General features: G+C 40.9%; 9 protein-coding genes. 4 read left to right on the top strand and 5 right to left on the bottom strand.

Annotated elements, in window-relative coordinates; all coding sequences use genetic code 11:
- Positions 1-11: 11 nt before the first annotated feature.
- Together ACJV7B_RS01645 and ACJV7B_RS01640 are read right to left on the bottom strand one after the other, a co-directional pair.
- Positions 12-1,322 carry an ABC transporter ATP-binding protein gene (locus ACJV7B_RS01645; RefSeq protein WP_419388823.1) on the bottom strand — a complete coding sequence of 437 codons (1,311 nt, stop codon included), beginning with the start codon at positions 1,320-1,322 and terminating at the stop codon, positions 12-14.
- A gap of 62 nt (positions 1,323-1,384) precedes the next feature.
- The gene (locus ACJV7B_RS01640) at positions 1,385-2,209 is read right to left on the bottom strand and encodes an ABC transporter permease (protein ID WP_004133710.1); all 825 of its coding nucleotides are present in this window, start codon (positions 2,207-2,209) and stop codon (positions 1,385-1,387) included.
- A 194-nt stretch (positions 2,210-2,403) separates the two neighbouring features.
- Between ACJV7B_RS01640 and ACJV7B_RS01635 the strand changes: the two genes are divergently transcribed.
- Positions 2,404-4,827, top strand: coding sequence for a glycosyltransferase family 2 protein (locus ACJV7B_RS01635; RefSeq protein WP_419388822.1), 2,424 nt, complete (start codon positions 2,404-2,406; stop codon positions 4,825-4,827).
- A 25-nt stretch (positions 4,828-4,852) separates the two neighbouring features.
- On the opposite strand, the gene ACJV7B_RS01630 is transcribed toward ACJV7B_RS01635, so the two are convergent.
- Complete coding sequence (locus ACJV7B_RS01630; protein WP_419388821.1) at positions 4,853-5,986, bottom strand: LicD family protein; 1,134 nt, start codon at positions 5,984-5,986, stop codon at positions 4,853-4,855.
- Between the two features lie 215 nt (positions 5,987-6,201).
- Between ACJV7B_RS01630 and ACJV7B_RS01625 the strand changes: the two genes are divergently transcribed.
- Both ACJV7B_RS01625 and ACJV7B_RS01620 read left to right on the top strand, forming a co-directional pair.
- The gene (locus tag ACJV7B_RS01625) at positions 6,202-7,992 is read left to right on the top strand and encodes an NTP transferase domain-containing protein (protein WP_419388820.1); all 1,791 of its coding nucleotides are present in this window, start codon (positions 6,202-6,204) and stop codon (positions 7,990-7,992) included.
- 19 nt (positions 7,993-8,011) lie between these two features.
- Positions 8,012-9,010, top strand: coding sequence for an EamA family transporter (locus ACJV7B_RS01620; protein WP_419388819.1), 999 nt, complete (start codon positions 8,012-8,014; stop codon positions 9,008-9,010).
- Here the strand turns inward: ACJV7B_RS01620 and ACJV7B_RS01615 are convergent.
- Both ACJV7B_RS01615 and ACJV7B_RS01610 read right to left on the bottom strand, forming a co-directional pair.
- Positions 8,945-10,621 carry an ArnT family glycosyltransferase gene (locus ACJV7B_RS01615; protein ID WP_419388818.1) on the bottom strand — a complete coding sequence of 559 codons (1,677 nt, stop codon included), beginning with the start codon at positions 10,619-10,621 and terminating at the stop codon, positions 8,945-8,947. The genes ACJV7B_RS01620 and ACJV7B_RS01615 overlap by 66 nt on opposite strands.
- Positions 10,622-10,715: 94 nt before the next feature.
- Positions 10,716-11,696 (bottom strand): glycosyltransferase family 2 protein, encoded by a 981-nt coding sequence (locus ACJV7B_RS01610; protein ID WP_419388817.1) that lies wholly within the window; start codon positions 11,694-11,696, stop codon positions 10,716-10,718.
- Positions 11,697-11,825: 129 nt separating this feature from the next.
- Here ACJV7B_RS01610 and ACJV7B_RS01605 point away from each other — a divergent pair, with 129 nt between their 5' ends.
- Positions 11,826-13,493 carry a GH25 family lysozyme gene (locus ACJV7B_RS01605; protein WP_419388816.1) on the top strand — a complete coding sequence of 556 codons (1,668 nt, stop codon included), beginning with the start codon at positions 11,826-11,828 and terminating at the stop codon, positions 13,491-13,493.
- Positions 13,494-13,826: the final 333 nt, after the last annotated feature.

Raw genomic sequence — 13,826 nt, 5'->3', positions numbered from 1 at the left:
CGGCAAATGTTTCACGAAACCTGCTTAATCATCATCGCGCGATCGCTTAGCAAAGCATAGTCGCGATTTCGACTATCTCTAATCACAAACGTGCAAGCGTTCGCATCCACTGCCACGGCAAGCAAATCCGTGTAATCGTCCTCAGTTGGGCTAGGCGTGCGCAAGGAAGTAAACAGCGTAAACTCGCCATTGTTAAACAAATTTAACGGCATTTCAAAATACACTGTTTGATGCCCACGCTTCTGCATTTTCAGCACTTTAGAACCAGTATCGTAAGTAATTCCTCCGCGCCGAATGTCATGCAAAGCAATCGCTAAATAGAAGTCACCCGGCTCGTCGTACTGATATTCCACAGCAAAACGGAAAGTATCGCTGCTCTTGTAAATCTTGTCTTCCAAAGCATAGGTTCTAAGCAGCGGACACTTTGCGTTCAAACCTTGAGCATACTGCCCCTTGCCCAGCTTTTCACCAAGCTTATTTTGCTTTTCGCGCTCTGCCTCAATATTTGCCAAAGTATATTGGTCTGCCACGGACTCAGTGTTTCCAATTGCTGCAACTTCACCGTCGCTAATCATCATTGCGCGCGTGCAATAGCGTTTCACAGCATTCATATCGTGCGTAACAAGAATAACGGTTTTAGTTGGATCTTTACGAATATCTGTAAAGAACGCGTCACACTTGCGCTGAAAAGCTTCGTCTCCAACGGCCAAAACTTCGTCAAGAACTAAAATATCTCCCTGCGCTTTAATTGCCACAGAAAACGCTAAGCGAACTTGCATGCCCGAAGAGTAATTCTTTAACTTTTGATCCATAAAGTCTTCAAGCTCAGCAAATTCCACAATATCGTCGTACATTGCGTCGATTTCTGCGCGAGTAAATCCAAGTAAAGCTCCGTTAAGATACACGTTTTCGCGGCCGGTAAGTTCCGGGTTAAAACCAACACCAAGCTCAATAAACGGCACAAGCTTGCCTTTTACTTTTACACTTCCAGTATTTGGATAGTAGATTTGCGAAATAATTTTTAAGAGGGTTGATTTGCCTCCGCCATTTCGCCCGACTATGCCAAAGAATTCGCCGCGATGCACGTCGAAGCTTATGTCTTTAAGAACGTTCTGAATTTTGTAGCCTTTAATACCCTTAGTAAGATTTATAAACGCTTGCTTTAAGCCGGTTGCTTGCTCGGTTGGTAACTTAAAATATTTTCCTACATGATTGACTGATAAAACAATATCGTCATCACGCACTTGCGCTGCTTGCGCTTCTTGCACTTGCGCTGCTTGCGCTTCTTGCACTTCCGCCGCTTCTTCCTGCAACTTACTCATAAATTTCACTTCCCCATCGTAACTGTCATAAATATCGTAAAATTTTTCGTAAATTTAGCACGCTACATAATTTCTACAAAAGTGCGACTATTTTTTCGGAATATATACACTCCAAGCCACACTATTAGCACGGTAAGCAAAAGCGGCACGCAAGACATCCACGAGAATCCAAATTCACTCCACACAGTTGGTTGCGTTTCGGGAGCCAGCATATTGTGTCGCATATCCTGAATACATTGCGCTATAGGATTAAGCAGCTCAAGCTTTGCCAGCACCGCAAAAATACCGCCCTTATTAATCACGTAACTAAGCGGATAAATAATCGGCATTCCGTAGAACAGCAGCTGCTGAGCCACTTCCCAAATATGCAAAATATCGCGGAAGAACACGTACATAGTAGACATTATTAGCGCCATTCCGATTGCAATTGCATAAAGCTGAATCAGACTTATTGGAAGCAGAATCACTCTCCACGTAAAATGCACTCCGCCAATAATCGCAAAAATAAGCACGACTACTAAATTAATCAAAAAGCTTATTAAAGATCCAACCGTTGCCGAAACCACCACAATGTAGTTTGGAAAATGGATTTTGCGCAACAAATCGCCACGATCTACAAGCGAGCGCAAACCAATCGAAGTTGATTCTTGCACAAACTGCCACGCGCTAATTCCCATTAAAAGAACCACAGGGTATGTTGGCGTGCCGTCTGTCATTCGCAAAAACTTGCCAAAAATAAGATACATAACGCAAAACATCATCAACGGCTTCAACGCCGACCACGCCACACCCAAGAAAGAGCCTTGGTAACGCAGCTTAAAATCGGTTTTTACTAAACCGCGAAGCACGATATTTGCATACGCGTACTTTTTACGACAACGAGCCATGAGATTTTTCACGCTCTTAATAATATCAGTTATGTTGTAATTGAATGTTTTAATTGAAATGATACTTTAGCCTAAATGAGCTTATTGCTAAAACGAGCTTATAGTTGAAAATAGGCTTTAGTAATAACAATTGAGCGCTGCATTTGAATACACTAAATCAACATTCATAAACCACTTATGCTAACATCGTACGTATGCCGAAAGTATCGATTATTGTTCCAATTTATAACGTTGAAGCCTTTTTACCAGAATGTTTAGAGTCTATTCAAAATCAAACTTTTAAAGATTGGGAATGTTTGATGTTTTCGGATGGAAGCAAAGATGGTTCCATCGATATTATGAAGTCTTTTGCAAAAAAAGATAGTCGCTTTGTGGTAATTGAAAAAGAAAACGAGGGCTACGGAGCTACTTGCAATCGCGGTTTGGAACGCGCTAAAGGCGAGTGGATTAGCATTATTGAGCCTGATGATTTTATTGATCCGCATATGTATGAGCGTTTGCTAAGCAATGTTGAGATTGCTGGAAAAAATTCTGACAAAGTCGGCGAAACTGGCGCAACCCTAGATGTTATCAAAGGCGGATACTGGCTTTTTTACGACGGCAAAGATGGTTATAAGTCGGCTGTAGAAACGCCAAACTTGTGCTATTTCATGCCTGAGCATCGCACTATTTTTAATCTTAGCGAATTTGCTGAGCCTTTCTACCATCATCCTTCTATTTGGTCGGCTATTTACCGCAAAGATTTTCTTAACGGAGATAACCGCAATCACGAAATCATACGTTTTAAGCCAATTCCTGGAGCCGGATGGACCGATAATCCTTTCTTTGCACAAACTATGGTTTTAGCAAATAAAATCTGCTGGAATCCTGGAAAGTACTACTATTATCGTCAAACTAATCCGGGCGCATCTAGCTTATTGAAGGATTTCCATCTTCCTTTCGACCGTTTGCGAGATATGCGCGAGTTTCTTAGTAAGCAGAATATTTCTCGCGAAATTTTGCACGCTTTTTATTCTCGCGAATTTGATTACGTAAACTCCTTGATTACAGAGTTTGGTTTTGACGATAAGAATCCGGAAATCCGCAAACTTATTTATGAAGTTTTTAGTTCCATGGATTCAAAAGAAGTTTTCCTTATGGCATCACGCCTTAAGCCAGAATTTATGGATTATTACATGGATTTCCTCGGCTCGTCATACGAAGTTAAGCCACAAAAAGCAGAGGCAAATCCTAAGCTTTCGCTCGTAATATTTACGCATAATGCTCATTCTTGGATTGTTGATTCGCTTAAAGCTTGCAGCTCAATAAGCAGTATTCCTTGCGAATTTATTATTGTTGACTCGCATTCAAACGACAGTACGCTTGCAATTGCCAAAAAATTTACTAGCAAAGATAAGCGTTTTACAATTCAGTCGCATGAAGATACCGCAAGTATTAAAGATATGCTTTCTAAAGCAATTTCTTACGCTCACGGCACATACACAATGTTTATGCCTTCAAGCTACATAATTAACGAAAAAGTGCTATCTGAAGCGCTAAATCAGGTGCAGTATTATAACGAAATTTGTGAAAAAAATGGAGAAGATGCGGCTAAATATGCAACCAAAAACGCTGCCCAAGTCACGAATAAAAATGATAGTAAAACAGCCAGCGTCGACCTCGCTTTCTTCAACAATAAAAGCAAACACAGCGATTATTTGATTGATTGTGCATTAAAAAATAGCGCAAAAACTAAAGAATCTAATATTCTGCGCCAGCAGTTTATTATGCCAACGAATTCGGAAGATGCTAATAAAGACGTAAGTTACGGTCTTTATAAATCTAGCGATATTCCGGAACTTTTGTTAGACAGCTGCTACAGTTATGGCTGGCAAAAAATTTGGCGAACCGACTTTTTGAAAGCTTCTAAAGCTGAAGCTGGAGAACACGACCTGCCTTCAACTTTAATGACTTTTACAACTCGCGCAGCATTAAAAGCACAGAAAATACTGTATTGCGATTTGTCTAAAACTTACGAAGATGCTTATGGAAGATTCAGTGTTGGAGCTGACGAAGGATTCGAAAACCTTCACCACACTAATATTCCAGAAAACTTCTGGCTTTCTATTGAGCATCACGCCATTAAAGATGAAGCGCCTCTTGAAGTTGATTCCGTAATCGAAACCGGAGAATGGCTTAAAAGCGAAGGCTTGCTTGATCAATACAATCGCGGATACGTAAATTCGCTTGTGAACAGTTTTGTTCACGACTGCCATACGCGAGTAACGTCTGAATCTTTGGCAGATATTATTCATAATAAGCTTCAAGAAGTGATGCAAATTATGGATTATGATCAAATTTCTAAGAATTTGCCAAGCTACTTCTACGATGAGCTTTCGTATAACGAATTCCAAAAGTTGCAGCTAAATACCGCTTCACGCACTTTGTGGCTTAAAGAGCGCATGCTTAAATTTGAGAGCAAAACTCTAAACTACGAGCAGGAAATTAGCAGTATTCGCACTTCTGCACGCTACGTTATTGGCGAGAAAATCGTAAAAACAGCGAAGAAAATAGCATTCCCGTCTATTATTGCAAAATTGCAGAAAAAGTTCCGTCTTATGAGGCGAAATAGCAAATAATTTACTTACTTACATATGCGAGAGTTTACTTAGTTGCGTAAGGATTTGTTGCTATATCTTCCTCAATCGCATTTATAATGCACTGATTCTCAAGGCAATCGCGACTAACATGCTGGAAGTGCGAGAACATGTCTGCTGGAAGCTGATAAATATTCCCGTAATAACTGTACAGAATTTTTTGCGCATCATTTGGCACGCATACTGAAAAATCTTCAAATTGATCTTGATTTAGCGGGAACATGTTTTTGCAGCTAACCATATATATGGATTCTGCATCAACATTATCAATACCGTAAATAACGCCATAAGTTTCATTAGTTGAAGATTTAGAAATAATATTTTCGTTTTGCGCAATTTCGCGATACTTTGTAAAAATACTTTCGATTTCTCTAGTAAACTTAGCACCATCTTCACGATACCCGCCTTTAAGCCACTCATCATAGAATGGCTGCGAGCGCAAATCATCTTGCAAAGTTTTACGAATCTCAATAAATCTTCGTCTAATCTGCTCATTGTACTCAGGCAAATAATCGTAGAAGAAAATATCTATAAAGCTAGGATTTTCAGGATTTTTGTAGCGCAAACGCAACTGCCTGCAGCATACGTAAGGATCAAAAACAAGAACTGCACGGTAGCGTTTCGACAATTCCTCATCATTTTGAAGAAGATTGAGTAAAGTATCAATATCTTCTCTAATCATTCCAAGATCAACATCATCATCCCATGGAATAAATCCGCGATGACGAACAACACCAAGCAAAGTTCCAAAATCAGCCCAATATTGAAGATTATGCTCGCGCGCAATTTCAGCAAACTCGTTTAAAAGACTAGCGCAACCTCGTTGAATAAGTCGCACGGAACCTGTTGCTTTAGGAAGCGAATAGTAAAAACGCTTACGCGCGTCCAAATCGCTCTCATTGTCACGCCTGTAATTAGACCAACCTAAAAGTGACGAATGCTCACGATTCGTAAGCATATCGACGTGCAGCATACGCTGATTTTCTAGTATATGTACCAGCTGACCGTCGAGAATTTCCTGCATGCGAGTTAAGCGATTCTGCAAATCGCCAACTTGTGCGCGAAGATCTCTTATTGAACGCTTAGAGGAAGGGCAACGGTCAATAAGCCCACGGAATAATCTACGAAATACTGACGCCATAATTCACACCTTTTGTATGTTTCTCCACTTTTACTCTCGATAAGTCATATGGTTATTCATTATATACGCTTTGTTGCTTGCGGGCGACCTATTCTTTACACAGCTGAGTAGTTTTGGTCGGATTGAAACGCACGCTGTTCAAAATAAAGATTCAATAGCTATTTTTGAACGCTTGTTATATAATGAACAAAACACCAATCACAAGTGAGATGCGCATGGCTATTAATCACAACGAATTTAGGCTACTTACTGCCCTACTAAATAACACAAACAACTCCCAGCAAATAAGTCAGCGAGATATTGCCACGCGCGCAGGAATTTCGCTCGGAACCGTCAATTCTTCAATCAAAAGCGCAGAAAATAAGCATCTTATTAAAGCTGCAGAAACATTGCAAATTACACCTAAAGGTCTTGCTGAACTTGAGCCGCACAAAGTTAAAAACGCTATTATTATGGCCGCAGGATTTTCGTCAAGATTCTCACCAGTTTCGTACGAAACTCCAAAAGGCTTGCTTACAGTAAAAGGCGAAGTTCTTATTGAGCGCCAAATCAAGCAACTTCACGAAGCTGGGATTAACGATATAACTGTTGTTGTTGGCTACAAACAGGAGCAGTTTTTCTACTTAGAAGACGCTTTTAACGTAAAAATCGTGCCAAATAGCGAATACAACACTCGCAATAATAACAGTTCACTTATGGCTGTAGCGAACCAGTTATCTAACACTTATATTTGCTCATCAGACAACTATTTTGACGAAAATCCCTTTGAAAAATACGTTTGGAAAGCTTATTATTCCGCACAATTCCAGCAAGGATACACTAAAGAATGGTGCATGACTTGCGGAGCACATAATCGCATTACAAAAGTTACGATTGGCGGAAGTGACGCTTGGTACATGATTGGTCACGTGTATTTCGACACCGAATTTTCTAAGCGATTTGTGCAAATTCTTCGTAAAGAATACGATTTGCCGCAAACTGCAGGAAAACTTTGGGAAGATATTTTTATTGAACATATTGACGAGCTAGATATGCAAATGCGCAAATACAATCCGCCAATTATTCACGAATTTGATTCTATTGACGAGTTGCGCGAATTTGATCCGCTTTTCCTAGAAAATATTGATAGCGCAATTTTTGACCATATCACTAAAACGCTTAATTGCAAGAAATCCGATATTTATAACGTGTATCCACTAAAAAATGGTCTTACTAATTTATCTTGCCATTTTTCAGTTGGAAAAAACGAGTACGTTTATAGACATCCTGGCGTTGGCACAGACGTACTTATTAATAGAAAGGCGGAAGTTGAAGCATTAAATCTTGCTAAGCAGATTGGTTTAGACGGCACTTTTATTGCAGCAGACGAAACTGTTGGCTGGAAGATTTCGCACTTTTTGCCCGATTGCAAAACAGCTAATATGCACAATTTGAAAGAGCTTAAAGAGGGATTGGCTTTAGTGCGCTTATTACACGAAAGCAACAGAAAGATGCTTAGAACTTTCGATTTTTACTTAGAATCTCAACGTTACATAAGCGAATTAAATAATAGAAAAGTTACGATTCCGCAAAAAATTATTGATCTGGGATTGAGCGCAAAAAAGCTTCACGAATTAGTAGTATCTAAGGATCCACAAAACTACTGTCCTTGCCATAACGATGTTTTGGGAGCAAATATTTTAATCGACAAACAAAATCGATACCATCTTATTGATTGGGAATATGCCGGAATGTCTGATTATGCGCAAGATTTTGGCACGTTATGCGTTTCGGACGAATTTAGCGATACTGAAATAAACGAAGCTATGCCTATTTATTTAGCACACACTCCGTCAACTCAAGAAAAGCGTCATTTGCTGGCTTTTGTGGGATTCGCAGGATGGTGTTGGCATTTGTGGTCGCTTGTTAAAGAAGCGGAAGGCGAGAACATAGGAACTTGCATGTATACCTACTACCGGTACGCAAAACGCTATATTAATGAAGCTCTTAAAATGTACGAAAATTAAAACACGAAATTAGGTACTTATGAAATACGCGTTTTTAAGCGGATTCCTTTGGGGAATTGACACTGCCTTACTTGCAGTTTTAACCACATTTCTTAGCTATAACAGCAGCACTAATTCAGTAATATTCGTTGGTATTCTTGGAGCTCTACTCCACGACGCTGTATGCGCAATTTTTATGTGGATTTACATAAGTACTCGAAAAAAATGGCATAAAACGCTTGAAATACTAAATAAACCACGGATTCTGGCACTTATTATCGTAGGATCTTTACTTGGTGGACCGCTCGGCATGAGCGGATACGTTTTAGCAGCAAGCAATATAGGGGCTGGATACGCTGCTGCAATTTCCGCCTTCTACCCTGCAGTTGGAACCGTACTTTCTGCGCTAATACTTCGCGAGCGCTTAAGTGCGGCAAAATATTCAGCTTTTGCGTTAGCTCTTATTGCGGTTTCTGCTTTAGGATACTTTTCTTGCGCTCAAGATGCTCAATCTTACGTAAATTCAAACACAATACTTGGTTTAGCTGGAGCAATTTTAAGCGTAGTCGGTTGGGGAAGCGAAGCAGTTGTGTGCGCTTGGGCTACGCGCCAAAAAAGCATAGACGACGAAATAATACTTCATATTCGCCAAACTACATCCGCATTTGCTTACGTTATTATTGCGATTATTGCGATTGTTTCTAGTATATTTGTCTCTTCTACAGTCACTTCTACAGGCACTTCTGCAGTCACTTCTACAGGATTAGAATCCTATATTTCACTAAACACAAGCTCGCTTCAATCTTTCAAAATAGCAGGAATGGCGATTATTGTCGGCCTTCTTGGAGTGAGCTCGTACCTTTGCTATTACCGCGGTATTGCGAAAGTTGGAGCATCGCGCGCAATGGCTGCAAACGTTACTTACGCAGCTTGGAGCATGATAGTAACAGCAATAATCTCATGCACAATGCCGTCAGTTTTGGCTTGGATTTGCTGCATTACTATTATGTGCAGCACGGTTTTCGTAGCACGTCAGTAACATATCAAAGCCGCGAGCTGCAAACGGAATCATAAGCAAATACGCAGGAAGAATATACTGCGACTGCGCTTCCCAAACAATGTACAAAACTGCCATTCCTAGCACTATAACAAGCGGAGTTAAAAGCGGAGTCAAGTATTCGTAAGAAAATTCACAAGAAATCTTAGACAAAGAAGAAGGCGACTTTCTTTTACGCAACAATACGCACAAAAATACTGTTGTAAACGCAACAAGCATAAATTGAAGAGCATCTAGGAAAGTAAAAACAACCATATTTAACTTTCCAGAATAAAGCGAGCGCAAAGCAGGATTCATTTTGCGATCAATTAAAACCTGCCTGTACGGACCGTTCCACTTCCAACTGCTTGCAAGCAAAGATTCGTAAGTTGGTTCAAGCCACTCTCCCGCAAACTTTTTAGTAAAGAAAGTCGCTATTTGCTTAGGATTTTTTAAGAAGAAATTAATATTTTTGCGTAAAAATTCAGTAGATTCCTTCTTTATAGTCTCTTTATTATAGGTTGCAACGTCAAAGCTAGTTGGGTATCCGTTATACCAGCCAGGATTATTTGGACCACCTTTTCTGGCAGGATCCGTTGCCATCGCAAGCCAAACTGTAGAAGGCAAACCATCTTTTGCACTGTGACCGAAAGAATTAGCTGCATCTGCAACCGTAACATTACTTAAAGCAAAGAACGCGATTGCAAGCAACACGCAAACAGCATGCTCCCACTTTTTAGAACGCAAAGCAGACACAATCCACACAACAATCATGCCAAGTAAGCAATAAACCATAGTAGACTTAAGTAATATTGCAAAGAATATGCAAATCAACGATTGCATTGCATCACGCCAACTGCCGCCACGAATATTTTTTGCGTGAAAAATAAGCGCTCCAAACACAAACGGCAAGCAAAGCGTATTGCCGTAAGCAAAAGTCGCGTAAAAAATCATAGGCAAAAACGCTGCATAAAAAAGCAAAGAAAGAATCGTCACATTTTTATTGCGGAATAATAAATTCACGTAGTACGCAATAAGAACGCCAGTAATAGCCGCACATAGTACGTTCAAAACTTCAAACGCCGTGTATGCGTTATGGCCAAAAACGATTACCAAAAATCGCATAAGAGAAAGAAGCGGGAATTGGAATGGGAAGCGCGTCAAGTAGCCGCCCGGGCACACAATCCAAGATAGTTCCGAAGTGTCAACTCCACAAACCACATGAGTTCTATTAGGATCTGCATAATATTGCGCTGCACTAAACAGGTATGCTGGATCCCACTCCGGCCACGCGTGAGTAACATGTACCCAAATTAAACCTGCCACAAAAACATAAGCAAAAACAGCGGCCGCAACATAGCGTATACGCAACTTATTAATAAGCTCACGTTTTCGTAAAAACGCAATAATAAAGAATATTGTTGCGCTTATAGCAATTACGAATGGAGCTTGGAACCATAAAAATTCAAGAGTGTAGTCGCCTGGTAAAAGATGAGCTGAAATAACTAGATTAAGCAATGATAATGCGCTGAAAAATACTGCAGCGCACCAAAGTGCGGCAGTACTAAAAAAGCGCCCAAGCATTACGCTTATATTCTGCAAACACTTAACCATACTTTCAAACCCCTTTAAAAGATTACTTTTACAAAGTGCCTTTACAAAGATTATTTATAAAAATCGTATTTACAAAATTATATTTATATTATATTTACAAAGATTGCTCAATATAGTAGCGAGGACGATGCTTCGATTCCAAATAAATCTTGCCAATATAACTTCCAAGAATACCCATAGAAATCATAAGGAATCCGCCAATAAACCATATTGAGCACATAAGCGAAGACCAACCAACAGCAGTGTGATTAGTAAACAGCGACGCAATTACGTAAATAAACATTGCAAAACCAATAACAATAGAAAGCAAGCCCATATACGTAACTAATTTCAGCGGCTTAACAGAAAACGACGTAATTCCCTCTAAAGCAAAGGAAATCATCTTTTTCAAAGGATATTTAGAAACGCCAGCTGTTCTTACTCCACGCTCGTAATAAACTTTTGCTGTTTTAAAACCGAGCATTGGCACAATTCCGCGCAAGAATAAGTTGACTTCGCTGTACTCAGAAAGAGCATCCAACGCAATCGAACTCATTAAACGATAATCCGCATGGTTTGGCACAACTTCTGCACCCATTGAGGCAAAAATCTTATAAAAAGCCAAAGCCGTATTTCGCTTAAACCAAGTGTCTTTTTTGCGCGAAGAGCGAACGCCGTAAACAATCTCGCAACCATCTTGCGCAAACTTTTTAAGCATTTCATCAACAGCGTTTACATCATCTTGCAAATCGGAATCCATAGAAATTGCCGCATCACAACCTTGCTCGCGCGCATACATAAGACCCGCATACAGCGCATTTTGGTGGCCGCGATTATGCGCAAGCTTTACACCGCCAAAAAGTGAAGGATTTTTGCGATTAAAAGAAGCAATTAAATTCCAAGTAGAATCTTTTGAACCATCGTCAACAAAAATTACGCGACTGTAGGAATGAATAAGTTTCTGATTCATAAGATTAGTCATCTTATTTTGAAGAACCGCAGCCGTTTTAGAAAGACCTTCTTCCTCGTTAAAGCAAGGTACAACAATGTACAAAATTGGCACATTTTCATGCGCGCTGTTTAACGAAGTATTCATAATCTAACAATCTCCAGAAACTGTATTTACAAGTAGACAGTATAGTCTAGTACAAGAATCTAAAGTCACGTAGAGAAATAAAAAACGACATTTCTGTTGATTTTGCGCCAATTTTATGGTGCTGTTGCTATGGTAGTAGCAGATAAACACGTAAAAAACATGTCTGGAGGACTCGTGGGACAGATTATCGTGCGTGTATTAGCTGGATTAGCTTCGATTGCTACCGCATTTACTATGAACGTTGTAGCACCTAAGCAGACCTCATTGCCTACTGGCGCTTTGAAAAATAATGTTGCAAATCCTATAGTGCAACCTCATGCTTCCGGCGTTGTGCGTCAAACATCACTTTCTGAAAATGAATATGGCGCTCATTGGGAAGATTCCGATGGTTCACCTGCTTTTATTGACGGAAACGGTGACGCATTCGTTAAAAACGCCAAAGGTGTTATTGACGTTTCGGAGCATCAGCATTTAATTGATTGGGATGCTGTAAAAGATTCCGGCATAGACGGCGCGATTATTCGCATTAGCTACGGTTGGGGTAATGGCTACGACAAGCAGGCTTTGCGTAATATTAGCGAGTGCAAGCGTCTTGGTATTCCATTTGGCATTTACATGTATTCTTACGCAGAAAAGCCGGAAGATGGTGCAGCTGAAGGCGCGGATATTGTCGATCTTTTGAAGGGTGCTGGAGTAGATCCTGAAGATTTGACTTACCCGGTTTACTACGACTTGGAAAGGTGGAGCTGGAGCGGTCATAAACCACCAACATCCCCATACGTTTACCAGGATATTGTTGCTTCATGGTGGAATCAGTTAGTTTCTGCAGGCTACCATAAGCTCGGCGTTTACTCTTATACGAATTATTTGAGAGGACCATTAAATTCTCAGTATATTCACGAGCGCACAAGCTGGGTTGCTAGCTACGGTTCTCGCGTAGGCTTCCCTATTTCTACAGCTTTGCGCGGATGGCAGTATACGTCAAGCGGCAGTGTGAACGGCATTGAGGGTCGCGTTGATTTGAACGCATTTGGAATGGCTGATGGCGGCGAAATCAATGGCGTTTCTGAGTTTGGTAACACGATTACTAATACCAGCGCGAATTCTTCGCAAGATGTTGGAGACGGCTGGAAAGTAAGCAAGAAAGCAAATCGCCGCGATCTTTGGACCAACGGAGATAAAAGCTTTATTCTGCAGTATGAATTGCGCGACTCCTACTACGGTCACGGCGGATACGCTCGCCTTGGCGCTCCTGTTGCAGACGAAGAAAACTTGGGCGGCGGCTGGTGGCGTCAACGCTGCAAGAACGGCGACGTTATTACGCAGGGCCGAGATAAGAAGTACGTAATTCAGTACGAATTGCGCGACTCCTACTACAAGCACGGAAGCTATTCGCGACTTGGATCGCCTATTTCCGATGAGGAAAACATGGGCGTAGGCTGGTGGCGTCAGCGCTGCAAAAACGGTGACGTTTGGACGCAAGGTAAAGACACTAAGTACGTGATTCAGTTTGAGTTACGCGACTCTTATAACGGACATCGCGGTGCTGCTTGGCTTGGCTCTCCTGTTGCTGAAGAGGAAAACATGGGCGGAGGCTGGTGGCGCCAACGCTGCAAGAACGGCGACGTTTGGACGCAAGGTAAATATAAGAAGTTTGTTCTTATGTTCAATCTTCGTAAAGATTACTACGCTCGCGGCGGCTTTGAAAAGCTAGGTGCTCCTGTTGAAGACGAGCATTATGACGGCAATGGTATTTGGCGTCAGGTTTGTCAAAAGGCTACATTGCAAGCTAAGTAATTAAGTTTACTAATCTAATAAAGTGACCGGTGTGCTAAACAGCATGCCGGCCATTTTTATATAGTTTGTTTTGCATATTAATTGCTTCGTCATTCATTCATGTGGATACTTGTGCGCTCCAAATGCGAGATAAGTTCCTCGCGTTTGGAGCGATTCACGAAACTAAACCCTCCAAATGCGGGGTAAGTTCCTCACGTTTGGAGCGATTCACGAAACTAAACCCTCCAAATGCGGGGTAAGTTCCTCACGTTTGGAGCGATTCACGAAGCTAAACCCTCCAAATGTGAGGTAAGTTCCTCGCGTTTGGAGCGATTCACGAAGCTAAACCCTCCA

Origin of the sequence: Gardnerella bretellae (assembly GCF_048545135.1) — a bacterium.
In the GTDB taxonomy this organism is placed as follows: Bacteria; Actinomycetota; Actinomycetes; order Actinomycetales; family Bifidobacteriaceae; genus Bifidobacterium; species Bifidobacterium greenwoodii.
Note: the sequence above shows the minus strand (reverse complement) of the source record. Positions and strands in the feature narration are given on the sequence as shown.

Coding starts and splice junctions, on each gene's coding strand:
- ACJV7B_RS01645 (WP_419388823.1), bottom strand. CDS start 1,322: ATGAGTAAGTTGCAGGAAGAAGCGGCGGAAGTGCAAGAAGCGCAAGCA.
- ACJV7B_RS01640 (WP_004133710.1), bottom strand. CDS start 2,209: ATGGCTCGTTGTCGTAAAAAGTACGCGTATGCAAATATCGTGCTTCGC.
- ACJV7B_RS01635 (WP_419388822.1), top strand. CDS start 2,404: ATGCCGAAAGTATCGATTATTGTTCCAATTTATAACGTTGAAGCCTTT.
- ACJV7B_RS01630 (WP_419388821.1), bottom strand. CDS start 5,986: ATGGCGTCAGTATTTCGTAGATTATTCCGTGGGCTTATTGACCGTTGC.
- ACJV7B_RS01625 (WP_419388820.1), top strand. CDS start 6,202: ATGGCTATTAATCACAACGAATTTAGGCTACTTACTGCCCTACTAAAT.
- ACJV7B_RS01620 (WP_419388819.1), top strand. CDS start 8,012: ATGAAATACGCGTTTTTAAGCGGATTCCTTTGGGGAATTGACACTGCC.
- ACJV7B_RS01615 (WP_419388818.1), bottom strand. CDS start 10,621: ATGGTTAAGTGTTTGCAGAATATAAGCGTAATGCTTGGGCGCTTTTTT.
- ACJV7B_RS01610 (WP_419388817.1), bottom strand. CDS start 11,696: ATGAATACTTCGTTAAACAGCGCGCATGAAAATGTGCCAATTTTGTAC.
- ACJV7B_RS01605 (WP_419388816.1), top strand. CDS start 11,826: ATGGTAGTAGCAGATAAACACGTAAAAAACATGTCTGGAGGACTCGTG.